This is a genomic window from Nonomuraea sp. NEAU-A123 (assembly GCF_018603905.1).
GTDB lineage: Bacteria > Actinomycetota > Actinomycetes > Streptosporangiales > Streptosporangiaceae > Nonomuraea.
In genome coordinates this window covers 322,165-345,493 of record NZ_JAHFZZ010000010.1, presented here as the reverse complement: position 1 = coordinate 345,493, position 23,329 = coordinate 322,165, and the positions used below count along the sequence as shown (strand labels likewise).

The 23,329-nt window shown below is 70.4% G+C and carries 19 protein-coding genes; 14 read left to right on the top strand and 5 right to left on the bottom strand.

The window, feature by feature from the left end; translation table 11 throughout:
• Positions 1-27: 27 nt before the first annotated feature.
• The 3 genes from KLK06_RS31495 to KLK06_RS31485 are packed head-to-tail and all read right to left on the bottom strand — an operon-like array spanning position 28 to position 5,477.
• Positions 28-2,856 (bottom strand): helix-turn-helix transcriptional regulator, encoded by a 2,829-nt coding sequence (locus KLK06_RS31495; protein WP_214639285.1) that lies wholly within the window; start codon positions 2,854-2,856, stop codon positions 28-30.
• A gap of 27 nt (positions 2,857-2,883) precedes the next feature.
• Complete coding sequence (locus KLK06_RS31490; RefSeq protein WP_214639357.1) at positions 2,884-4,725, bottom strand: 2-isopropylmalate synthase; 1,842 nt, start codon at positions 4,723-4,725, stop codon at positions 2,884-2,886.
• Positions 4,726-4,727: 2 nt separating this feature from the next.
• Positions 4,728-5,477 carry an AfsR/SARP family transcriptional regulator gene (locus tag KLK06_RS31485; RefSeq protein ID WP_214639284.1) on the bottom strand — a complete coding sequence of 250 codons (750 nt, stop codon included), beginning with the start codon at positions 5,475-5,477 and terminating at the stop codon, positions 4,728-4,730.
• A gap of 229 nt (positions 5,478-5,706) precedes the next feature.
• Here KLK06_RS31485 and KLK06_RS31480 point away from each other — a divergent pair, with 229 nt between their 5' ends.
• The 3 genes from KLK06_RS31480 (at position 5,707) to KLK06_RS31470 (ending at position 8,458) form a co-directional block, all read left to right on the top strand.
• On the top strand, positions 5,707-6,636 hold the full coding sequence (locus KLK06_RS31480) for a UbiA family prenyltransferase (protein ID WP_214639283.1): 930 nt from the start codon (positions 5,707-5,709) through the stop codon (positions 6,634-6,636).
• A gap of 216 nt (positions 6,637-6,852) precedes the next feature.
• Positions 6,853-7,809 carry a sensor histidine kinase gene (locus KLK06_RS31475; protein ID WP_214639282.1) on the top strand — a complete coding sequence of 319 codons (957 nt, stop codon included), beginning with the start codon at positions 6,853-6,855 and terminating at the stop codon, positions 7,807-7,809.
• The gene (locus KLK06_RS31470) at positions 7,790-8,458 is read left to right on the top strand and encodes a response regulator transcription factor (RefSeq protein WP_214639281.1); all 669 of its coding nucleotides are present in this window, start codon (positions 7,790-7,792) and stop codon (positions 8,456-8,458) included. The genes KLK06_RS31475 and KLK06_RS31470 overlap by 20 nt, the downstream gene beginning before the upstream one ends.
• A gap of 63 nt (positions 8,459-8,521) precedes the next feature.
• Here KLK06_RS31470 and KLK06_RS31465 read toward each other — a convergent pair whose 3' ends face one another.
• Complete coding sequence (locus KLK06_RS31465) at positions 8,522-9,487, bottom strand: aldo/keto reductase (RefSeq protein ID WP_214639280.1); 966 nt, start codon at positions 9,485-9,487, stop codon at positions 8,522-8,524.
• Positions 9,488-9,823: 336 nt separating this feature from the next.
• Between KLK06_RS31465 and KLK06_RS31460 the strand changes: the two genes are divergently transcribed.
• From KLK06_RS31460 to KLK06_RS31450, 3 genes are all read left to right on the top strand, one after another.
• A complete protein-coding gene (locus KLK06_RS31460) occupies positions 9,824-10,672 on the top strand; it encodes a metallophosphoesterase (RefSeq protein ID WP_214639279.1) in 849 nt (282 codons plus the stop codon).
• A gap of 2 nt (positions 10,673-10,674) precedes the next feature.
• Complete coding sequence (locus tag KLK06_RS31455; RefSeq protein WP_214639278.1) at positions 10,675-11,361, top strand: 4'-phosphopantetheinyl transferase; 687 nt, start codon at positions 10,675-10,677, stop codon at positions 11,359-11,361.
• 444 nt (positions 11,362-11,805) lie between these two features.
• Complete coding sequence (locus tag KLK06_RS31450) at positions 11,806-13,353, top strand: AfsR/SARP family transcriptional regulator (protein ID WP_214639277.1); 1,548 nt, start codon at positions 11,806-11,808, stop codon at positions 13,351-13,353.
• Here KLK06_RS31450 and KLK06_RS31445 read toward each other — a convergent pair.
• Positions 13,269-15,095 (bottom strand): FAD-dependent monooxygenase, encoded by a 1,827-nt coding sequence (locus KLK06_RS31445; RefSeq protein WP_250906284.1) that lies wholly within the window; start codon positions 15,093-15,095, stop codon positions 13,269-13,271. The two genes, KLK06_RS31450 and KLK06_RS31445, sit on opposite strands and share 85 nt — an antisense overlap.
• Positions 15,096-15,206: 111 nt before the next feature.
• Between KLK06_RS31445 and KLK06_RS31435 the strand changes: the two genes are divergently transcribed.
• The 8 genes from KLK06_RS31435 to KLK06_RS31400 all read left to right on the top strand — a co-directional run bounded on the left by KLK06_RS31435 (position 15,207) and on the right by KLK06_RS31400 (position 23,315).
• A complete protein-coding gene (locus KLK06_RS31435; protein ID WP_250906283.1) occupies positions 15,207-15,986 on the top strand; it encodes a 3-oxoacyl-ACP reductase family protein in 780 nt (259 codons plus the stop codon).
• A gap of 125 nt (positions 15,987-16,111) precedes the next feature.
• Positions 16,112-16,402 (top strand): acyl carrier protein, encoded by a 291-nt coding sequence (locus KLK06_RS31430; protein ID WP_214639276.1) that lies wholly within the window; start codon positions 16,112-16,114, stop codon positions 16,400-16,402.
• Entirely contained in the window at positions 16,399-17,034 is a 636-nt protein-coding gene (gene fabZ, locus KLK06_RS60300) for a 3-hydroxyacyl-ACP dehydratase FabZ (protein WP_250906282.1), read from the top strand. Before KLK06_RS31430 ends, fabZ begins: the two co-directional genes overlap by 4 nt.
• Before the next feature lie 3 nt (positions 17,035-17,037).
• The gene (locus tag KLK06_RS31420; protein ID WP_214639275.1) at positions 17,038-18,102 is read left to right on the top strand and encodes an aminomethyltransferase family protein; all 1,065 of its coding nucleotides are present in this window, start codon (positions 17,038-17,040) and stop codon (positions 18,100-18,102) included.
• A gap of 29 nt (positions 18,103-18,131) precedes the next feature.
• Entirely contained in the window at positions 18,132-20,426 is a 2,295-nt protein-coding gene (locus KLK06_RS31415; protein WP_214639274.1) for a beta-ketoacyl-[acyl-carrier-protein] synthase family protein, read from the top strand.
• The gene (locus KLK06_RS31410; protein ID WP_214639273.1) at positions 20,423-21,214 is read left to right on the top strand and encodes a nitroreductase family protein; all 792 of its coding nucleotides are present in this window, start codon (positions 20,423-20,425) and stop codon (positions 21,212-21,214) included. The genes KLK06_RS31415 and KLK06_RS31410 overlap by 4 nt, the downstream gene beginning before the upstream one ends.
• Positions 21,211-22,452, top strand: coding sequence for an NAD(P)/FAD-dependent oxidoreductase (locus KLK06_RS31405; RefSeq protein ID WP_214639272.1), 1,242 nt, complete (start codon positions 21,211-21,213; stop codon positions 22,450-22,452). Before KLK06_RS31410 ends, KLK06_RS31405 begins: the two co-directional genes overlap by 4 nt.
• A complete protein-coding gene (locus KLK06_RS31400) occupies positions 22,449-23,315 on the top strand; it encodes an alpha/beta fold hydrolase (RefSeq protein WP_214639271.1) in 867 nt (288 codons plus the stop codon). Before KLK06_RS31405 ends, KLK06_RS31400 begins: the two co-directional genes overlap by 4 nt.
• Positions 23,316-23,329: the final 14 nt, after the last annotated feature.

Below are 23,329 nucleotides of genomic sequence, written 5' to 3'. Positions count from 1 at the left end.
GTGACGCGCCTTTCGGGGGCTTTCACATCAGCTGAACACCTGCGCCCGCATGGAGTTCTCGCCTGTGAGACTGGCCGGCAGCTCGGTGCGCCGGGTGACGTTGAGCTTGCGGTAGATCCGGGTCAGGTGCTGCTCCACCGTGCTCACGGTGATGAACAGCTTGGCGGAGATCTCCCTGTTGGTGTAGCCCTCGGCCGCCAGCGCCGCCACGCGCCGCTCGGCGTCGCTGAGGATCCCGGTCACGCCGGGCGTGCCCTGGTCGTCCTTGCCGCCCCGGTTGAGCGCCAGGGTCAGCGGCTCGGCCTGGCACTCCGCCGCGAGCAGCCGGGCCCGCCTGCCGAACATGCCCGCCCGCCGGTACTCGCCGTTGGCGTGGTAGGCCGCCGTCAGGTCGAACAGCGCCCTGGCCAGCTCGTACCGGTCGCCGCCCGACTGGAGCAGGTCGGCCGACTTGCGCAGCAGCATCGGGCGGTGCCGCGTCTCGCTCACGGCGGCCAGCAGGCGCATCGCGATGCCCTGCACGCGCCGGGACTGCTGCCCGCACCGGGCGAGCTGCTCGTCGATCAGGCGGCGCGCCTCCTCGTGATCGCCCAGCCGGATCAGGGTCTCGGCCGCGTCCGTACGCCAGGCGATGAACCCCGGCACGTCCAGCTCCCACCTGCGCATGAGCTCACCACAGAGCTGGAAGTCGCGCAGCGCCTGGTGCGGCTGGCCCGCCATGAGGTTGAAGCGGCCCTTGCCGTGCAGGTACTGCAGCCCGAACCTGGTCTCCAGCATCGCCTCGGGCACGGGGTGGTTGAACAGCCGCATGTGCTCGTCCAGCCGGCCCATCGCCGCGCCCGCCAGCAGCAGGCTGCCCAGCGGCCCGCCGACGGCCACGCCCCAGCTGGTGGCCGGGATGATCTCCAGAGCCCGCTGGGCGTCGTAGGCCGCCGCCGCCAGGTCGCCCCTGCGCAGGCCGATCTCCGCCCGGATGGCGGACAGCCGGGCCTGCCGGCTCGGGGCGCGCCGCGAGGCCGCCTCGTCGATGAACGCGTCGCACCACGGCGCCGCCTTGCCCGGCCGGTCCGTGTACGTCAGAGCCAGCAGCGCCGTCTCCACCGTGTCCATCGTCATCTCGTCCAGCCGGGAGCCGCGCAGGATCCGCTCGGCCGTGGCCACGGTCTCCTCGCGGGGGCCCTGGGTCAGGACGCCGGCCAGCAGGCCCGCCGACTCCATCCGGCGGCCGACGCCGGCGGACGAGGCGGCGTTGCTCGCCTGCTCGCCGCTGACCTTCGGCAGGTGCGGCAGGAACGACGGGTACAGGCTGCGGAACCAGGGGCGGGCCGCGGCCAGTTCGGCCACGGTCTCCTGGTCCAGCTCGGGCAGCTCGTTGAGGTGGGCCAGGACGTCCTTCGCGTCCTCGACGTGCCCGTGCCACAGCAGCGCCTTGGCCAGCACCACCGTGTCGCCGCCGCCCAGGTAGCCCTTGTGCAGGGCATCGGTCAGCTCGGCCAGGTGCGTGGCGGGGGCGCTCGGGTTGATCCGCCACTCCGCCCGTACGAGCGTGGTGGTGATCCTGGCCCGCCGCCGCTCGTCCACGCAGGCCCGCCAGGCGAGCTTGAGGTACTCGATGGCCGACTCCACGCCGTCGTCGCGCAGCGCCTGCCGCGCCGCCTCCTCCAGGACCGAGATCGCCCAGGGGTCGCCGGCGTGGCTGGCCTGCAAGAGGTGCTCGGCGACGACGGAGGCGGGGGCGCCGCTCTCGTACGTCAGCTCGGCGGCCCGGCGGTGCAGGTCGATGCGTTCGGCGGCGTCGAGGTCGGCGAGCACGGCCGCCCTGGCCGCCGGGTGGCGGAAGTGGCCGTGCGCCAGCACGCCGGCGCCGGTCAGCGCCTGGATCGCCTTGGCGACCGCCGCCTCGCCCTCGCCCAGCAGCCGGCCCGCCGCGGTCTCGGCGCCCGCTACGTCGCCGCTGCTCAGCAGCTTGATGACCGCCGCCTCGCCGCCGCCGAGCAGCCGGCCGATCGAGGCGGGTTCGCCCAGGACGGCCAGCGCCCTGGCGACGACCGTCATCCGGCGGTCAGCACGGCGCAGGCAGGCCACTGTGCCCTCGCCATACCTCGCGCCGGGGGCGCCGGTGGCCTGGAAGTCCTCCACGAGCGCGCTCACCAGCAGCCGGTTGCCGCCGCTCAGCGCGTAGCAGTCGGCCGCGTACCGGTCGGCGGCCTCGGCGCCCGCCCGGCCGGTCACCCAGCGCGCCACGTCCTCGGCGGACAGGTGGGTGAGCCGGATGGGCCGGCAGTGCGGCTGCCGCAGCACCTCGGTGTGGAAGAGCGTCTGGACGTGCGCGCTGTGGTCCGGCGCGCTGAAGACCAGCATGACCTGCGCGAACTTGACCCGCCGCGCCAGGTAGGCCAGGCAGAGCTGCGAGGCGCGGTCGGCCTGGTGGACGTCGTCTACGGCGATCACCAGCGGGCAGCGCTCGGACAGTTCGAGCAGGGCCGAGCAGAGGGCGTCGACGATCTGCACGTCCATGTGGCCGATGGCCTCGGCCTGCGGGTCGATCGACAGCTGCGAGCTCATGCCCTCGTGCAGCAGGTTCATGGTCCTGGCCCGCTGCTCCTCCGTCAGGGGCGCGTTGTGCAGCAGTTGGGCCAGCACGCCGAGCGGGAGGCCGCTCTCGGCCAGGGATCCCGTGGCGGTGAGCGGTAACGCGCCGTGCTCGAACGCCTGCTCGGAGAACGCGTACAGCAGCTCGCTCTTGCCGGTCGCGATCGCGCCGGTCACCATGGCGATCCTGCCCTTGCCCGCGACCGTCTCGGTCAGCAGTTCCTCCAGGGAGGTCAGGCCCTCCCGTCGTTCGTCTATGGCCATGATCGGCCTCCCTTTGTCGGTTGGAGATCAGAGTCGGCTGGGTGTCAGAAGGGCAGCTTGCGGCCGGACGGGGTGCGCAGGTCCATGCGGCCTCGGGTGCGGGGTCCGCGCGGGCGCTGCCGGTGGATTCTCTTCAGCATCGCGGGTCTCCATTTCGGTGCGTCGTTCGGTGATACGCAGGTTGGGCTCGTTCTTGGTGAGGCGGGCGCGGGCCGCGCGGACGGCCGAGTAGGCGGCCGTGGCGATGTCCTTGTCGATGCCGGCGCCCCAGGCGACGGCGCCGCCCATCCGGCACTCGGCGTAGATCACCGTCTCGTCGCCCGAGCGGTCGCCGGGTCCGCCGGGCTGCTCGTGGTCGAGCGGGCGGCCGGTCCGGTGCACGACGCGGACCTGGATGCCCCAAGGCTCCAGCACCGAGCCGAGCGCGCGGCAGGCGTCCGCCCGGTCGCCGCCGACGTCGAACCGCCCGTCGATGTACAGCGCCGCCGTCACCGGCTCCTGTCCCATGGACAGGGGCTCCGACGGGTCGCCGCGGAGCAGGTACTCCGAGCGGAAGATGGCCCCGATCCGGCTCGGCGACAGCTCGCCGCCCATCACGTCGGCCCGCGCCTGGACCTTGGCCGACAGGTCGGCCTGCATCCCGCGCGGCAGGTTGAGCCCGTGCCAGGCGCTCATCACGTAGGCGACGCCGCCCTTGCCGGACTGGCTGTTCACCCGCACGACCGCCTCGTACGTACGGCCCACGTCCTTGGGGTCGACGGGCAGGTACGGCATGCGCCACGGCAACTCGGCGACGTCGGCGCCGCTCTCGCCGGCCGCGCGCTCCAGGTCGTCGAAGCCCTTCTTGATGGCGTCCTGGTGCGAGCCGGAGAAGGCCGTGTAGACCAGGTCGCCGCCGTAGGGATGCCGGGGATGCACGGGCAGCTCGTTGCAGAGCTCGACCGTGCGCCTGATCGCGTTGATGTCGGAGAAGTCGATGCCCGGGTCGATCCCGTGGGTGTACATGTTCATGCCCAGCGTCACCAGGCAGACGTTGCCGGCCCGCTCGCCGTTGCCGAACAGGCAGCCCTCGACCCGCTCGGCGCCCGCCAGCAGGGCCAGCTCGGCGGCGGCCACTCCGGTGCCGCGGTCGTTGTGCGGGTGGACGGACAGGCAGACGTGCTCGCGGCGCGACAGGTTGCGGTCGAGCCACTCGATCTGGTCGGCGAACACGTTGGGCAGCGACCGCTCGACCGTGGTCGGGAAGTTGAGGATGATCCCGCGCCCGCGCTCCGGCTGCCAGACGTCCATGACGGCCTCGCACACCTCGAGGGAGAAGTCGAGCTCCGTCTCGTTGAACAGCTCGGGGGAGTACTGGTAGCCCAGATCGCAGTCGCGCAGCGTCCGCTCCGCGTACTTCATCATCAGGCGGGTGCCCTGGACGGCCAGGTCCTTGCACTCGGCGCGGCTCATATCGAAGACCACCCGCCTGAACAGCGGCGACGTGGCGTTGTAGACGTGGATCATGGCCCGGGGCGCCCCTTCGAGGCACTCCACGGTCCGCTCGATCAGCTCGTCGCGGGCCTGCGTGAGCACCGTGATCCGCACGTCGTCGGGGATCCGGTCGCGCTCGATCAGCAGGCGGACGAAGTCGTGGTCGTTCTGGCTGGCGACGGGAAAACCGACCTCGATCTCCTTGTACCCGATATCCACCAGGAGGTCGAACATCTTGAGCTTCCGCTCAGGGGTCATCGGGTTGGCCAGCGACTGGTTGCCGTCACGAAGATCGGTCGATAACCAGCGGGGTGCCGCCACTATGCGATTGCTCGGCCAAGTGCGGTCGGTCAGGTCTACGGGGGTGAATCCGGCGTAACGCTCGACGCCTTTCATCATCACACTTCCTTTTTGGCCAAATGGAGGTTTTGGAGGTCGAAGGCGGGCTCCACGCCCAGCTCGGCTTCCAGCAGCGCGCGCAGCCCTTCATAGGCGCGCCAGGCATCGGCGCGCCGGCCCGCGCGGCCGAGTGCCGTGATGAGCTGGGTATGGAAGTTCTCGTTCAACGGATAGGCGGCCACGAGGACGCGGAGTTCGTCGATGAGTTCGCCGTGCAGGCCCAGCCGGATCCGGGTCTCCAGGTGCATCTCCACCGCCCGCAGCCGCTGCTCCTCGAGGGCGATGGCGCGCGGGCCGAGCACCGCTCCGCGCGGCACGTCCGCCAGCGGGGGACCGGACCACATGGACAGCGCTTTCCGAAGGACCAGGTCGGCGGCCTCGTGGTCGCCCGCCCGGTGGTGGGCGGCGGCCCGCTCGACGAGGCGGGGGAAGACGAGCGCGTCCACCCGCTCCGGGTCGGCGCGCAGCACGTAGCCGGGGGCCCGGGTGGTGACGAGCTGGGCCACGGCCGGGCCCATTCTCAGCAGAATTCGGCGGAGGTGGTAAATGTGCGTCTGCAGCGTCTTGACGGCGTCTTTCGGTTCGTGCTCGCTCCACAATTCGCGGATGAAGAGATCGACGTCCACGATCTTTCCGGCATTGAGCGCGAGTAACGCGAGCACCTGCCGGACCTTCGGGCCCGCCGGGATATGGGAGATGCCGCGGTCGTCGACCATCTCCATCGGCCCCAGCAGCTTGAAATCCGGCATCAGATTACCTAACGTGAGGATTATCAGTCCGGTGCGGCCGGGAAATGCATTCCTTGCCCCCGCCGACGACCTCAAGCTATAAGGGCGCTGGTGATCGGACAAGGCGGATCCCCAGGAGTTCGGGGTGGATCGCCGAGAGTAGTACGGGGGGTATCTAAAGTACCAATGCCCACTACAACTTTCGGATACCGCCCTTACCGGATCTCTTACCACGGGTCACAATCCGGTCATGGTCAGCTTATCGGTGTCCAATCAAGCGCCAGGCGCCACCGCCCTGCGATCCAGTGCGCGGATGCTCCGGCTGTGCTTCGTCGAGGCCCGCCCTGCCGTACTCGCTGTCTCCACCCTTCGCTTCATGACCGGAGCCGCGCTCGCCGTCCCGGTCTCGGCCGCGCCGGAGCCGGCGAAAGTGCTGCAGGGAGCCGCTGCCTGGGTTCTGTCGATCTTCGCCATCTACCTGTTGAACGGCGTCACCGACGTCACGGAGGACCGGGTCAACGGGTCCCGCCGGCCGATCGCCCGCGGTGACCTCGACCCGCTGAGCGCGGCGACCGTCGCCGCCTTCGTGGCCGGCCTCTCGATCGCCGCCACCGCCGGCCTGCCCCACGAACTGACCTGGATCATCGGGATCAACCTGGTGCTCGGCTACCTGTACTCGGCTCCGCCGTTCCATCTCAAGAGCGGTTCCGTGGGCACCGTCATGGTGCTGTGCACGTCAGGGCTGTTGTCGTACTGGGGCGGGCTGACCGTGGCCACCGGCGGCGAGAGCACGTCGACGCCGACGGGGCTGATCGTGTTCGCCATCGCCGCCACCTGTTGGATGACCTTCGTGGGCATACCGGCCAAGGATCTGTCCGACATCGCGGGAGACGCCGTGGCGGGCCGGCGCACCATCGGCGTGACCTGCGGCGAGCGGATGTCGCGGCACCTCATGTACGTGGCCGCGCTCACGCTGGCCGCCGCGTTCGGCGCGGTCGTCGGGTTCCTCGGCGTGCCGCTCGCCGGTGTCTGCCTGGCCGTGATCGCGGGCACGGTGGCGGTGATCGTGGCGGGCCGCTCAGCCGCGAGAGGCGGACCTGATCAACAACGCCGGCCTTACAGGGCGTTCATGGCTACGCAGCATCTTGTTCACATTACCGCGCTGATCTCTAATATCTGACCTTATATGTTGCTTTGGTGAGGCACCTGCGAGATAGTTGGGGCACGCGCGTCCCATGGCCAAGGGGGCTCCTTGGATGCGGCATACGATGCTGAGAACGACCCTGCGAGATTCGTTGATGCTTGTCGAGAAGAAATCCTCAGGGAATTCGAGTCACAGCTTCAAGCCACGGGCAACGCACTCTCCGCGGATCCGCGCGCCACGCACCAAGCGCTAATGACCGCCCAGTTCGTCCTCGACGATGTGGCGGCCACGCTCCGTGCCGGAAAAGTGCAGGTCAACGAGCTCTATAAGTTCCACGCATGGGAAGTCGGCACTACTCGCGCCTCGACCGGAGTTCATCCGAAGGCCTCACTTGAGGCGGGCTCGCTTTTTTTCCGGGTGGCCCTGAGCCAACTGGCGCGGCGAATAGCCGTCGAGGCCGACTCGCCGGCCGAAGCATTCACGCTCGTGGCCACCGGAATGGAGGAGAGCCTCTCCCGGCGAATCCGCGAGTCCGCGGAGAGCTATCACGGCTTCCTGCTCAACCAGGTGCAGGAGGCCCAGGGCGAGGAGCGCCGCCGCATCGCCCGTGAGCTGCACGATCGCATCGGCCACGGGATCAGCGTCGCGCACCAGCAGTTGGCCCTGTCGGAGGTGCACCGGCCCACCGACCCGGCCAGGGCCGTGGTCAAGATCGGGGTCGCCCAGCAGGCCATCCAGGAGACCATGGAGAACCTGCGGCAGATAACCTCCGAGCTGCATCCCCAGGTGCCCGTGAGGAGCCTGGAGAAGGCGCTGCTCGGTTTCCTGGAGGCGGTCGAGGACGATGTCGTGTCCGTCGGCCTCGATGTGAACGGTGACGAGTCATGGGCGGAGCCGAGGGTCCTCGACGAGGCGTTCCTCATCATCCGGGAGGCCGCCCGCAATGCCCTGAGCCACGCCGGGCCCTCGGTGATCCTCATGCGGGTGGACATCGCGCCGCACGAGCTCAGCGCGACCGTCCAGGACAACGGGCAGGGCTTCGACCTGTCGAACGCCCGCGACCGCAGCGGCGTGGGCCTCACCTCCATGCGGGAGCGCGCCGAGCTGCTCGGGGGCCGCGTGGCCATCACCAGCGAACAGGGCAACGGCTGTCTCGTCGAGCTCTTCATCCCTCTCAAGAGACAGCACCATGAACCGGACCGACCCTAACACCAAGATCAGTGTCGCCATCGTGGACGACCATGCGCTCTTCCGGGAGGGACTGCGCGAGATCCTCGAGGCCTCCGGTGACATGAGCATCGTCGGCGAGGCCGGCGACTCCCCGACCGCGCTGGCCGTCGTCGTCGAGACCCGGCCCGACGTGGTCCTGCTCGACGTGGAGATCCCCGGCGACGAGGTGACCGAGACCGTCACCCGGATCCGGTGCCTGTCCCCGGAGACGCAGATCATCATCCTGAGCATGTACGACGGGCCGCAGCTCCTCACCAGGCTGCTGGCCGCGGGCATCCGCGGCTACCTGCTCAAGAGCGTGCACCGGCACGAGCTGATCGCGGCGATCAGGAGCGTGTACGAGGACCCGGCCAGGGTGGTGCTCGCGGTGTCGCGCCACAGCCTCGCCCATGTGGAGGGGCCATCGCCCGGCGTGCTGTCGCAGAAGGAGCAGGAGGTGCTCCAGCTTGCCGCGCAGGCGCTCAGCAACGGCCAGATCGCCCGCCGGCTCGGGCTCGCCGAGGCCACCGTGAAGCGGCACATGCGCAACATCTTCGTCAAGCTCAACGCCGTGTCCAGGATCGACGCCGTCAACAAGGCGCTCGCCGCGTCCCTGATCTCGCCGCAGAGCAGGAACGACCCCGACTGAGCCGGGGTCTGACCTGGTGTCAGAGCGGGAGTTTCAGCCGGAGTTTCAGCCGGAGCAGACGCGTCAGAGCAGGAGGGATCCCGGCTGGTTCGCGTCGATGGGCGGCAGGATGCCGGCCAGTCTGTCGCGGGTCTCCAGGGTGAGGCGTACGTCGGAGGCGGCGAGGTTCATCTCCAGGTGCACCTGGTCGCGGGTGCTCGGCACGGGCACGACGTGCTCGCCGTGGGAGAGCAGCCAGGCCAGCGCCAGCCGGCCGGCGCCCAGGTCGAGCTGTGCCGCCGCGGCCTCGATCTGCCGCAGCGGGCGCACGCTCAGCCGCAGGTGCTCCTGCTGGAAGCGCGGGTCCGCGTGCCGCCAGTCGTCGGTGCCGAGCTGGAGCGGTGACCTGATCCGGCCGGTGAGGAAGCCGCGGCCGAGCGGGCGGGCGGCGACCACGGCGAGGCCGAGCCGTCGCGCCTCGTCGAGGAGCTCCGGCGGGGCGTAGCGGCCCCAGAGTGAGAACTCGATGGCGAGCGCGGTGACGGGATGGACGGCGTGCGCCCGCCGTACCTGGTCGACGGTGCCGTTGGACAGGCCGAGATAGCGGATCTTGCCCGCCCGCACCAGCTCGGACAGCCGGGACACGGCCTCCTCGACCGGGACGCGGTCGTCCTGGCAGTGCAGGTAGTACAGATCGACGCAGTCGACGCCGAGGCGTTCCAGCGACGCCTCGCAGGACCGCGCCAGGTAGTCGGGGCTCGCGTCGAACTCGATCGGCTCGCCGGGCCCGCCGCGGCGCACGCCGCCGCGCGTCGAGACCACCACCTCGTCGCGCCGCCCGGCGATGGCCCGGCCCACAAGGCGCTCCACCTCTCCGGCGGCGTAGAAGTCGGCGGTGTCCAGGAGCGTCACGCCACCGTCCAGGGCCTTGCGCAAAAGGCCGAACGCCTCGTCGCCGCCGATGGGGCCATAGGCGCCGCTCAGGGCCAGCGAGCCGAGTCCGATGTTCGAGATGACCGGCCCGGCCCGTCCCAGCCTCGTGTAACGCAATTGGACCGCCTTAGTGTGCCAATCGCAGACTGCTGCATTTCTATTGATACCTAGCATCACTCAAAGCGTGGTCAAAGTCCGCTCAAAGTCTGACTTGGAGCTACGGGCGGGCTTTGCCAGGCGCTGGAAGTTACCTGTTTATCCACTTATATCTACGTTTTGCGGGGCCTCCTGGATGATGTGAGTTGTGGACGTACCCGCTGACCTGGGAACTTCTTCGGAGAACGCCGTGACCTGCGATGACCCCTACGTGTACCCCCTACTTTCTGGGGTTGACGCCCCATAAAGCTGTTAAGTGTGCTTTCGGAAAAATATGTGGCTGTATAGGCTGTGCAGGTGGTCGTTGGAGGGTCGGGTGGCGGGAGGTTGCTGGCGGTCAGCGACCTCCATGTGGCCTTCTCCGAGAACAGGGCCGTCGTCCAGAACGTCTTTCCGTATTCGGACGACGACTGGCTGCTGATCGCCGGAGATGTGGGCGAGCGGTTCGCCGACATCGAATGGGCGTTGACGCTCCTCAAGAGCCGTTTCTCCACGGTCGTCTGGGCGCCGGGAAATCACGAGTTGTGGACGCCGCGCGACGATCCGATCCAGTTGCGGGGAGAGCACCGCTACCTCGCTCTGGTGGAGATGTGCCGGAGCCTCGGCGTGCTGACGCCGGAGGATCCCTACCCGATCTGGAGGGGGCTAGGCGGTCCGGTGACGGTCGCCCCGCTGTTCCTGCTGTACGACTACACCTTCGGCGCGAACGGCGCGGGCAAGCGGCTGGCCCTGGAAGGGGCGCACGAGGCGGGCGTCGTCTGCACGGACGAATATCTGCTGCACCCGGACCCCTACCCGACACGCGACGACTGGTGCCGGGCGCGGCTCGCGGAGACCCGGCGCCGCCTCGACGAGCGGGATCCGCGCCTGCCCACCGTCCTGGTCAACCACTACCCGCTCGTCCGTGAGCCGACGTTGATCCTGCGGTACCCGCAGTTCGCCCTGTGGTGCGGGACCGAGGCGACCGCCGGCTGGCCCCGGCGCTACGACGCGGTCGCGGTCGTCTACGGGCACCTGCACATCCCTCGCACGACGTTCCACGACGGGGTGCGCTTCGAAGAGGTCTCTCTGGGTTATCCGCGCGAGTGGGTCCCGCGCGGGCGCACCGGCGGCCCGCTCAGGACCGTACTCCCAGCTCCGGAGTGAAGATGATCGAGCAGATCCTGCCCGCGACGGTCAAGGCGTACGACACCTTCGACGACCCGCCCGGGACGGTGCTCTTCCCCGAAGAGGAACAGTTGATCAAGCGGGCCGTCGAGAAGCGGCGCAGGGAGTTCACCACGGCGCGGCTGTGCGCGCGCAAGGCGATGGAGGGGCTCGGCGTGGCGCCGGTGCCCGTGCTGTCGGGGCTGCGCGGCGAGCCGCTGTGGCCGCTGGGCGTCATCGGGAGCATCACCCACTGCGCCGGCTACCGGGCCGCCGCGCTCGCCCAGGGGGCGGGGACGATCGGCATCGACGGCGAGCCCAACGAACCGCTCGCCGACGGCGTCGTGGAGGCCATCTCGCTGCCGCAGGAGCGCGAGATGCTCCGCCGTCTCGCCGCCGGGCATCCGGCGGTGTGCTGGGACCGGCTGCTGTTCAGCGCCAAGGAGTCGGTGTACAAGGCGTGGTTCCCGCTGGCGAAGCGGTGGCTCGACTTCCAGGACGCGCGGATCAGCGTGGACCCGGTGCGCCACACGTTCACCGCGCATCTCCTGATCCTGGGGCCCCGCTGGCAGGGGCGGCGGCTGGGCGGCTTCACCGGCCGGTGGATGACCGGCAACGGCCTGATCGTGACCGCCATCGCCGTCGTGACCCCGCAGCCGGCCGCCATCCACGACCGTGAGGCCCAGTGAACTCCGCGGGGCCTGGCCGGCCCCATGCGAAAGGCCATCACACCCAATGGTGTGATGGCCTTTCGCATTCTGGGGTGCAACGGCGAACGAACTGTGCATCGCCTCCCGTGCGGACAAGTGCCGGTCAATCCGTCTGAGTTGAATTCTAGGCCCGCCTGAATGGGTTCAACGACCCCTAGCCGACCCCTGGAGCGGGTCGCGAAATGATGGCCCCTATCGAGTGCGTTCGGCGTGACGCGTCGGCAGGGGCGGGTTAGGGGTGACGTGGACGGGGAGCCGTTATTAGCTTTGTGAGTAGTTCATATCCCGAGTTATCGGCGGGAGAGATTCCCCCATGGCGCCACATTATCTGTTCATGTGTCATTCCGAGCACGGCCAGGTCATTCTCGCCGAGCTGGTCGTGCGTTACGCCGCGAAATCGCGGCCGGCCGGGACGGACCGCTGATGGCACTCGAATTCCGCGTCCTCGGCCCGCTCCGGGTGTTCGACGGCGGCGAGGAGCTGCAGATCTGCGCGAACAGGGAGCTGGCGATCCTGGCCAGCCTGGTCCTGAACGCCAACCGGGTCGTCAGCGTCGACCGGCTGATCGAGACGGTCTGGGCCGGTTCTGCGCCGCAGAGCGCGTGGCGGCAGGTGGCCATCTGCGTGTCGCGGCTGCGCAGGACGCTGGGGGCCACGGCGATCGAGACGTCCAGCCCCGGCTACCTGCTGCGGGTCTCGGCCGAGGGCATCGACTGGCTCCGGTTCGGGACGCTGGTGGCGCGGGCGCGCGGCCAGGCGGCGGGCGGGGCGCGCGAGGACGCCGTCCTGCTGCTGCGCGAGGCGCTCGCGCTGTGGCGGGGCAACCCCTTCGAGGACATTCGCGGCCTGCGGTACGACGTGGCGCGGATGGAGGAGTCGCGCCTCGAGGCCCTGGAGGCGTGCCTGGAGCTGGAGATCGAGCTGGGGCACCACCACCGGGTGATCCCCGAACTGCTGGCCCTCGTGGCGGAATGCCCGTTCCGGGAGCGGGTCCGTGCCCAGCTCATGCTGGCGCAGTACCGGGCCGGACGGCGGGCCGAGGCGTTGCGCACGTACCAGGAGACGCGCCGCTACCTGCTGGAGCAGATCGGCCTCGAACCCGGCCCGGCGCTGCGGCGGCTGCACGACCAGATCCTCCGCGACGAGTCCGGGCTCATGCGGCCCGCCGCCGCCCACCGGCCGGTCGGCGCGGGTCCGGTCGTACCGTCGCAACTGCCGCCGCAGGTGCTGCCGTACGTCGGCCGCACGGGCGAGCTCGCCGCGCTGGACGCGGCGTTGCGGCCCGAGCCGGAGGTGGCGGTGCCGGGGACGATGGTCCTGAGCGGGCCGCGCGGGGTCGGCAAGTCGGCGCTGGCGCTGCGCTGGGCGCACGCCAGGATCGACTGGTTTCCGGATGGGCAGCTGTACGCCGACATGGGCGGCGTGTCTGCTGGCATGGGCGCCGGTGTGGGGGGCGTGTCCGCTGGCGCGGTCGTCGACCGGTTCCTGCGGGCGCTCGGTGTGCCCGCCCAGGACATTCCGCTCGACCCCGCTGAGAAGCTGGCGCTCTACCGCAGCTGTACGGCGCGCCGGCGGCTGCTGGTGGTGCTGGATGACGTCAAGGACAGCGACCAGGTGCTCCCGCTGCTCCCCGGTGGCGCGAACTGCCGGGTGATCATCACCAGCGCCGACCTGCTCGACGACCTGGTGGCCAGGCAGGGGGCGCACCGCGAGTTCGTCCGCCCGCTCCCGGCCGAGGTGACGCGGGAGCTCGCCGACATGCTGGTCGGCGCGCCCTACACCCCGACCGTGGCGCAGGCGGTCACCGACCTGGTCGCGACGTCGTCAGGCAACCCCCTGTCCGTACGCCTCGGGGCCGCGCAGATGCGTTCGCGGGCCCGCTACCATCACGATCTGGCCAGGATGGCGCCCAACGCCCCGGCCAGCGCGGCCTGCGACGCCGCCCCGCCTGGTGAACGCCAGCCGACATGACCGTCGGGGCGGATGAGCACGGCACCGGTGTCGCCGACGCCGTACTCGTTCGCCCAGGTCGGCGAGGTGAGGGGGGCGCCGCTGTCGGGCTCGCGGGAGATCTCGACGATGGACAGTGTGAGGCCGAGCTGGTGCGCCGCCTCTTTGGCGGGCTGGACCCAGCCGCTGCCTGTGGGGGTCATGAGGGTGAACGCCGGGCCGAGCAGATCGAGCGTCGACACCCGGCCTGCCTGACCTGCCTGACCTGCTCGATCCGTTTGGCCCGCCCGGTCCGCGTGGACGTGTTGGTCTGTCCCGCTGTTCTGGGACGTCAGCCACACGTGGGGGGCGCGGTGGCCGGGGCGGGCCGTGGGGACGTACGTCCGGTAGGGGTCCTCGGGTGCCGGGTCTGGCGTGCCGTCCGGTACCACTGCGGTCGACTCGTAGTGGAAGCCCAGGATCAGGCCCTCGGAGCTGCGGCGTCCAGCCTGCTGCTCGATCGCCTGGCCCATCGACAGGCGTCCCTGCATCATGTGGAAGGTGATCAGGGCGTTGGTCAGGCTCTCGTCCACCGTCCTGGCGGCGATCGGGCGGCGCTCGGACTCGTACGTGGCCAGCAGTTCCTCGCCGGCCGTTCCGGTGAGGACGGCGGCTAGCTTCCAGGCGAGGTTGTGCGCGTCCTGGATGCCGCAGTTCATGCCGAACCCGCCCTGCGGAGTGGTCGCGTGCGCGGCGTCGCCGGCCAGGAAGACCGGGCCACTGCGGAACCCCGTCGCCACCACCGCCTGCTGCAGCCACGGCATGACCCCGACGACGGTGACGGGCAGGTCGGGGATGCCGACGGCCGACCGCACCGCCGCCACGCACGCCTCATCCGTGAAGTCGGCCGCGCTGCCGCCGGTGCTCGGGTCGTACCCGGTCTGGATCATCCACCGCCGCTTGTTGTCGACCGCCTCCACCGCGCAGGGCGGCTCGCTGCGCAGGAACGACAGCGCGACCCGGCGGTCGGCGGGCAGTCCGCCGAGGTCGGCATCGAACATGACGCTGACCATGTGCCCCAGCGGCGGCGGCCCCAAGACCTCGATCCCAAGCCGATCCCGGATCCCACTGCGACTCCCGTCGGCCGCCACCAGATAACGCGCCCGCACAAGCAGCCGACCGTCCCCGAATCCGGTCGCGGCCGCGGCCGTGGTCGCGGACCCGGTCGTGGGTGCGGCTACACAGCCGTCGTCGGATCCGGCTGCGGACTCGCTGATGGGTCCGTCCGCAGGTCCGCCCCCAGGCGTGGGGGTGGGGGTGGTGGGCTCGATGATCGCTGTTACGCCGGCCGTGGTGATGTGGAAGTCCGTCATGGTGGTTCCGAAGCGGACGTTGGACTCGGGGTGGGACTCGGCGAAGCTGCGGAGGATCACTTCCAGGATGTCCTGGGAGCAGAGATACGTGTACGTGGGGCTCTGCGGCGCGTCACGGTCGATCGCCGCCGCTGCCCGGACGAAGTCGTTGGATGCCAGCGAGGTGCCGACGCCGACGGCCAGTACGTCCTCGCGCGGCATTCCCGCGCTCTCCACCTCTTCGGAGATTCCCCAGGCCCGGAAGATTTCCATGGTTCTGGTGGAAATGAGGCGTGCTTTCGGGAAAATCGCGGTCCCTGGGTGCTTCTCGGTGAGAAGGGAGGATATTCCGTGGCGGGACAGCTCGATGGATGCCGACAGGCCAACCGGCCCGCCGCCGACGATAAGAACCTCAACATCGACCTCGTGCATGCTATTAGCGTCGTATATCTCCTTATCGCCGTCAACGCAGAGATAACCGGATGATACAGGCGTGATATCCGCCTTTAGTAGCTTTATCGGTGCAGGTACCGATTGTTTGGTATGCGCATTGTCAAACCCCTGGAGACGATGATGCTCTTTGCCGAAGGCTCCGTGGCCCTGGTTACGGGCGGGTCGCGCGGCATCGGCCGGGCGGTCGCGCTCGACCTGGCCCGGGAGGGTGCCCACGTCGTGGTCAACTACGCCCGTTCGGAGGCGGACGCCGAAGAGGTCGTCGCCCTGATCGGGAAAGAGGGCGGCAGCGCGACGGCCGCGCGGGCCGACGTCACGGACGAGGCCGAGGTACGGCGGATGTTCCAGGACGTACGAGCCGACCACGGCCGCCTGGACGTGCTGGTGACCAGCGCCGGGATCACCCTGGACCGCTTTCTGGTCGCCATGAGTCTGGATCAGTTCCGTGAACCCATCGACACCAACGTCATCGGCACCTTCCTGACCTGCCGGGAAGCGCTCCGCATCATGCAGCATCAGCGGCGGGGCGCCATCGTGACGGTGTCCTCGACCAGCGGGCTGGACGGCGGCTTCCCCGGCCAGACGAACTATGTGGCCTCCAAGGGCGCGATCATCGCCTTCACCCAGGCGCTGTCGAACGAGGCGGCTCCGCATGGGGTCCGGGCCAACGTGGTGGCGCCCGGGTTCGTCGCCACCGATATGACGCGCAAGGTGCCCGCCAAGATCAGGAAGGACTACGAGTCGCGGATCCGGCTGGGCCGCATGGGCCGGCCCGAGGAGATCGCGACGATCGTGAGTTTCCTCGCCTCTGACAAGGCGTCGTACATGTCCGGTGCGGTGGTGGTCGCCCACGGCGGCGGCCTCGGTTGACCGCTGCGAGCGCTGATCTGCTGCGAGCCGACCTGCCGTGAGCCGACCTCTGCGAGCCGACCCCGTTACGAACCGTGTACCAGTTCCCGACCGCAAGTCCCTGTCACGAGGCACATGGAGGATGGATGACCCTCGACCAGCTCCGCGCGAAGGCCGCCGAGCGTCGGCAGACGTGCACCCAGATCAAGAAGATGATCGTGTCCCGGCTCGACCTGGAGATCGAGCCGGACTGGATCACCGACGACCAGCCGCTCTTCGGGCGCGGCCTCGAACTCGACAGCCTGGACGTCCTGGAGCTGTACGTCGCCATCGAAGCCGAGTTCGGCGTGGCGCTGTACGACAGCGAGATGGCCGTCTTCGGTTCGGTGTCGCGGCTGGCGGACGAGGTCAACCCCGCGCTGCGGGCGACGACATGACGATCGGCGCCACCCAGCTCGCCTCGGCCACGGCTGCTGCCACAGCGGCGGCGACGACCGCGGTGACGGCGGCCAAGACGGCGGACGTCGCAGCGCCGGCCACGGCGTCGCGGACGGGGTCGGCTACCGGGTCGGCCACTAAATCGGCCGCGAGGGCGGCCACGACCGCGTCGGCGGCTACGGCGACCGGGTTGAACCATGATCAGATCAGGCAGGTGCTGCCGCATCGCTGGCCGATGCTGCTGCTCGACCGGGTCAGCAAGGTGGAGCCGGGGGTCAAGGGGACCGCGACGAAGAACGTCGCCGGGACCGAACTCTGGTTCCAGGGCCACTTCCCGACCGCGGCCGTGCTGCCCGGCATCGTGATCATCGAGGCGCTGGCCCAGTTGGCCGGGGTGGTCTTCGCCCTGGCCGGTGCGAGCGAGATCAGTTATCTGGCCGGGGTCAGGTCGATGCGGTTCCGCCGTCCCGTCGTTCCCGGCGACCAGCTGACCCTGTCGGCCGAGCGGACCGCGGGCGGTGCCGGGTTCGCCGAATACCGGGTGTCGGCGCGGGTGGATGGCCAGGTCGCCGCCGAAGGAAATCTCACGATCGCCGATCCGGCGGGTCAACGTTCCGTACGAAAGGTGTGAAGCATGGCTACCGTCCTCGCGAACCTGCATCCAGAGGGCACCGTTTACGGCGAGGTGGGTGACAGCTCGGTCCCGCTGCGCTTCTCGGCGTCGTCCGACGAGTACCGGGTGCTCAGGGAGCGCGCCGCCGTACTCGATCTGAGCGGGAACCGCCTCATCGAGATCACCGGCCCCGCGGCGGTGGACTTCGCGCAGCGGCTGCTCGCCCGCGACGTGGAGTACCTCACCTCGGAGCGCTGCATGATGAGCCTGGTCCTGGACGAGAACGGGCAGGTCGTCGACCAGGTGCTGGCCTTCGGCCGGGAGAACGGGATCCTGCTGGAGAGCTCCTGCGGCGCCGGCACGCGGCTGCTGGAGCATCTGGAGGAGCACAACGACGAGGGCGTCGTGATCACCGACCGGTCGGCCGACCTCACGGTTCTGGCCCTGGAGGGCCCGTACGCCTGGGGTGTGGTCGGGCGGCTGATCGACGGCGAGCTGGCCTCGCTGCCGTTCGAGTCGGTGGTGGAGACCGACTGGAACGGTACCGAGATCATCTTCGCCCGGACCGGCTTTACCGGCGAGTACGGCTACCAGATGATCGTCCCCATCGAGGCCGCGGCCGAGCTGTGGTGCCAGGCGCTCGAGCACGCGGGAGCGGCCGGGCAGGAGGCCCTGGAGCTGGCCATGCTGGAGGTACGCCAGCCGATCCCGCGCCACGAGGCCACCGCCGGGGCGAGTGTGATCGAGATCGGCGCCAACTGGCTGGTCGACGTCACCAAGGACGAGTTCGTCGGCAGGGAGGCGGTGCTGGCGGCGTTCGAGTCGGGTCAGGGTCGCCGCACGGTCGGGTTCACCGGTGGCGACTCCATCCCCGAGGTCGGCGCCAGGGTGCTGGCCGGTGGTGAGGACATCGGCGAGGTAGTGCACGCGGTGCACAGCGCCGGTCTCGGCGCCACGCTCGGGCTGGCCAGGGTCGACGCCGAGTTGGCCGCCGCCGGGCTGGAGTTCACCGTGGGCGGCGTCGAGGTGACCACGCTGACCAGTCCGTACATCGTGCCCAAGAGCTGGAGCATCCCGATCATCTGATCGGCCGGCCCTCTGAGAAGGAGACAAGCATGGCGCTGCGGCCTGTCGTCGTCACCGGCCTGGGCATCATCTGCGCGATCGGCCGCGATCCGGCGGAGTTCTGGCAGCGGCTCATCTCGGGCACCGGCGGTCTCACGCCGGTCCTGGACGAGTCCTTCGCGGTGTTCGAGGCGCGGCATGCCGGCCAGGTACCCGACGAGTGGATCGACGGGCAGCTACCGGAGTCCGACGCCGGCCTGGACCGTACCGCCCGGCTTGCGCTGATCGCCGCCCGCCAGGCGATCGAGCAGGCGGGCCTGGCGGGTGAGGACCCCGACCGGTTCGGCATCATCCTCGGCAAGTGCCAGGCCACCCCCGACGCCGCGGGCCGCTACCAGCCCATGCACCGTACCGAGGACGTGGTCGCGGACCGGCTCAGGATGCGCGGCCCGCGCATCCTGGTGTCCACCGCCTGCGCGGCGGGCGGCAACGCCGTCGGCCTCGCCAAGGACAAGATCCTCACCGGCGAGGCCGATGTCGTCCTGGCCGGTGGTGTGGACCCGCTGCTCTTCGGCACGTACGCGGGCTTCGCCGGGCTCAAGGCGCTCAGCACCGGCCCGTGCCGGCCGTACAGTCACTCCGACGGGCTCAACCTCGGCGAGGGAGCGGCGTTCCTGCTGCTCGAGCCGCTGGACCGGGCGCTCGCGCGGGGCGCCACGCCGCTGGCGGAGGTCGCCGGTTACGGCCTGTCGGCCGACGCCTACCACGCCACCGCACCCGACCCCACGGGGCGGGGAGGGGCGAGCGCGGTACGGCGGGCGCTCGCGGACGCCGGCCTGACCCCCGACGACGTGGGCTACGTGAGCGGCCACGGCACCGGCACTCCTGCCAACGACGCCATGGAAGCCAAGGTCATGCGGGTGGTGTTCGGCGAACGGGCCGGGCAGGTGCCCACCAGCAGCATCAAGTCGTTCGTCGGCCACACGCTGGGCGCCGCGGGCGCGGTGGAGGCCGTCGCGAGCGTACTGGCCCTGCGGCACGGCACCGCGCCGCCCACCATCGGCTTCGACGACGCCGTGCCGGGTGACCTGGACTTCGTGCCCAACGTGGCACGGGAGCTGCCGATCGAGACCGTCGTGTCGAACAACTACGCGTTCGGCGGCAACAACGTCTCGCTCGTGCTGACGACGCCGCGACCCGAGCGGGAGTACGACGAACTGCCGGACAGAGCGGCCGTCATTACCGGGCTGGGGCCCGTCACCGGGCTGGGCACCGGCATCGGCGAGGTGACCGAGGCGATCGTCACCGGCCGTCAGGCCGCCGGGTGGCCGCCGTCGCTCGACGGGCGGACGTTCGCGCCGCGCTCGCTGTGGCGGCACATGAACCACCTGTCCAGGATGGCGATCGCCGCGTCCCGGCTGGCCTGGGAGGACGCCGGGCTGCAGTTGCCCAGGAAGGAGCTCGACGACGTCGGGCTGGTGTTCGCCACGGGCGCCGGGTCGGCGGAGAGCACCGGCGGGTTCGACGAGAGCATCGCCGCCAACCCAAACAAACCGGCCGTGCTGAGCTTCTCCAACGTCGTGCTGAACGCCACCGGTGGCGCGGTCTGCCAGACGCTCGGCCTGCGCGGGCCCACCACCACGATCTGCAACGGCGGCGCGTCGGCGTCGATCGCCCTCGACTGCGCGCTGGAGATGATCCGGGCGGGCAAGGCGGACGTGGTGCTGGTGGTCGCGGCCGACGAGACGGTGGCCACGGCCGCCGGTGACGCCGTGGTGTCGCCGTACGACCGGCGGCACTCCGGCACGGTTCCCGGGTCCGCGGCGGTGGCCTTCGTGGTGGAGTCGGCCGACCACTGCGCGAGCCGGGACGGCCGGCCGTACGCGCGGGTCCTGGGGACCGGCCATGCGAGCGGCGGGGAGCCGATCACGACGGGTCACGCGAGCGGCGCGGATCCCGCGAACGGCGAGGGCCTGGTCGCGCGGGCGCTTGCCCGGCTGCCCGAGGCCCGGCCCGAACTGGTCGTTGGTGCGGGCACCGGGGTTCCGGGGGACGCCGAGGAGTCGGCCGTGGTGCTGGCGGCATTGCCCGGTGCGGTGCTCACCGCGTCGGCGGGGCTGACCGGTGACTGCCAGGCCGCCACCGGTGCGATGAACATCGCCATGGCCGCCCTGGCCATCCGCGACGGGATCGCGCCCGCTCTCACCGGGCTGGTCGAGCCGCACGCGGGCGAACCTGCCTCGTATGTGACCAAGCCGGACCTGGCCGACCCGGTCCGGCAGGCGCTGGTGCTGACCGCCGCGCCCGGCTCGGTGCGCGGAGCCGTGCTGCTGGGGGCGATATGACCGCGACGCTGCCCCTTTCCGGCCCCGTGGACTCGCCGCCTTTCACTGAGCCCGAGCCCGCGCGAGCACTGCCCTTCGACGTGGCCGAGACGGACCGGCTGCTGACCACCACTCGCTCCGTCAGGCGGCGGCTCGACCTGGACCGGCCCGTGCCCCGCGAGATCGTGCGGGAGGCGCTCCAGGTCGCCGTCCAGGCCCCGACCGCCAACAACCACCAGAACTGGCGCTGGCTGGTGATCACCGACCCGGCGGTCAAGGAGCGGATCGCCGAGATGGTCACGACCTCCTGGACGTTCCACCGCAACGACATGTGGACGAACGCGGGCAGACGGCGCAACAACCGGCAGGCCCGCAAGAACTACGACTCGGCAGAGGCGCTGGTCGAGACCATCGGGCGGGTGCCCGTCCTGGTCATGCCCTGCGTCCTGGGCCGGCCGCCGGACATCGAGGCCATCAACACGGCCTGGGACCGGCGGATGGCCGACAAGGTCCCCGAGGACCCGGGACACCTGGTCCAGCACGGCCCGATGCGGGCGAGCATCTTCTACGGCTCCATCTTCCCGGCGATCTGGTCGTTCCAGCTGGCACTGCGCAGCCGGGGCCTCGGCAGCACGATCACCTGCATGCACGTCCCCCATGAGCGTCAGGTGGGCGAGCTGCTCGGCATCCCGACCGGGGTCACCCAGGTGTGCCTGATCCCGGTCGCCTACACGCTCGGCACCGAGTTCCGGCCGGCGGATCGGCACGGGGCGAACGAACGTACGTACTGGGAGAGGTGGGAGGCATGACCGTCGACTACGCCGACGTCGTCATTGCCGGGGGCGGCATCGCGGGCGCCTCGGCGGCCTGCAAGCTGGCCGCCGGCGGGCTGTCCGTCGTGTTGCTGGAGAAGCAGGAGGAGTACCGGGACCTGGTCCGCGGCGAGTGGCTGGCCCCCTGGGGGATCAGGGAGGCGCAGCGGCTGGGCGTGTACGACTGCTTCGGGGCGGGCGGCGGCTGGGAGATCCGGGAGTGGATGACCTGGGACGAGGCCGTCACCGAGGACGAGGTCGAAGCGGTGGACATGACCCGCTTCATCCCCGGCATCGGCGGGCCGATGTCGTTCCCGCACCACCAGGTGTGCGAGCTGATGGCGGCGCAGGCCGCGGACAGCGGCGCCCGGCTGGTGCTGGACGCGGCGCGCGTCTCCGTCACGCCGGGCCGCGAGCCGGTGGTGACTTACCAGACCGCAGAGGGCCCGCAGGAGATCCGGGCCAGGATGGTGCTCGGCGCCACGGGCCGGGGCAACACCGTCGGCCGCCAGATCGGCGTCAGAATGCGCAACTCCATGCATCACTGGGGCGGCGGCATGATGGTCGAGGGGATGGCCGGTTGGCCCGCCGACGTTCAGGCCATGGGCACCGAGGGCGACGTCATGTTCATGGTCTTCCCCCAGGGGTACGGCCGGGCCCGCCTCTACCTGAACTTCCCCACGGTCAACAAGCTCCGCTACCGCGGCCCCGGCGGTGTCGAGCGGTTCCTGGCCGCGTTCGAGCTCGACTGCCTGCCCGACAGGGGCAAGGCGGTGACCGAGGCCGTCCCGGCGGGCCCGCTGTCGGTGTGGCCATCGGTCTCCAGCGTGCCCGAGGGGCCGCCGCTGGCCGAGGGCGTGGTGCTGATCGGCGACGAGGCCGGCAACGCCGACACCGTGCTCGGCACCGGGCTCTCCTGCGCCCTGCGCGACTCGCGGACCGTCTGCGACATCCTGCTCGGCGGCGACGACTGGTCGCCCGGAGCGTTCGCGCCCTACCTGGAGGAGCGGGACTTCCGCCTGGAGCGCCTCGACTTCGGCGCCTCGATCATCAGCAGGCTGCACGTGGAGTTCGGGCCCGCGGCCGTGGCGCGCCGCCGCCGGGTCCGCAAGCTCATGGCCAAGAACTTCGCCGCGCAGGTGACCGGGCTGCTCAACATGGTCGCCCCCGAGGACGTGCCCGAGTTCGGTTTCAGCGAGTTCTTCGCCGAGCGGTTGTTCAGGGAGACGGCATGAACAAGAAGCGGATCCAGGTCAACGACGTCGAGCTCGCCTACGTCGACGAGGGCGAAGGCGACCCCGTCATCCTGCTGCACGGCTTCCCCGACTCCTCCTACCTGTGGCGGCACCAGATCCCGGCCCTGGTCGAGGGCGGCTTCCGGGTGATCGCGCCGGACCTGCGCGGGTTCGGCGACTCCGGCAAGCCGCAGGAGATCGAGGCGTACGGGATGCAGACGATCGTCAACGACGTCGTCGCGCTGACCATGCGGCTCGGCATTCGCCGGCCGCACATCGTCGGCCACGACTGGGGCGCGGCCATCGCCTGGATGTACGCCTTCCTGATGCCCCGCAGGATCGACCACCTGGCCGTGCTGTCGGTCGGGCACCCGGGCGTCTTCGCCACTCCTTCGCTGGAGCAGCGGGCGGCCTCCTGGTACATGCTCTTCTACCAGTTCCCCGGTGTGAGCGAGGAGCTGCTGCGGCGCAACGGGTGGCGGCTGTTCAAGGAGATCATGGGCCGCGACGGTGACTACGACCGTTACCTGCGCGACCTGGCCCGGCCCGGCGCCCTGACGGCGGGGCTGAACTGGTACCGCGCCAACCGCTCGCCCGCGGCCGAGCTGCGGCCGGCCCGCCCCTTCCCGCCCGTGCTGGCCCCCACGCTCGGCATCTGGGGAGCGGGGGACAAGGCGCTGCTGGAAGAGGGCATGTCGGCGTCCGGCAAGTACGTCAAGGGGCCGTGGCGCTACGAGCGCGTCGAGGACGCGGGCCACTGGCTCCCGCTCGACGCCCCCGACGAGGTGAACAAGCTCCTCCTCGGCTTCCTCGGCACCGAGCAGGCCGCCCACGAGGACAGGCGACCGCGCAGGCGGTTGTAGGCGAAAGGCAGCTT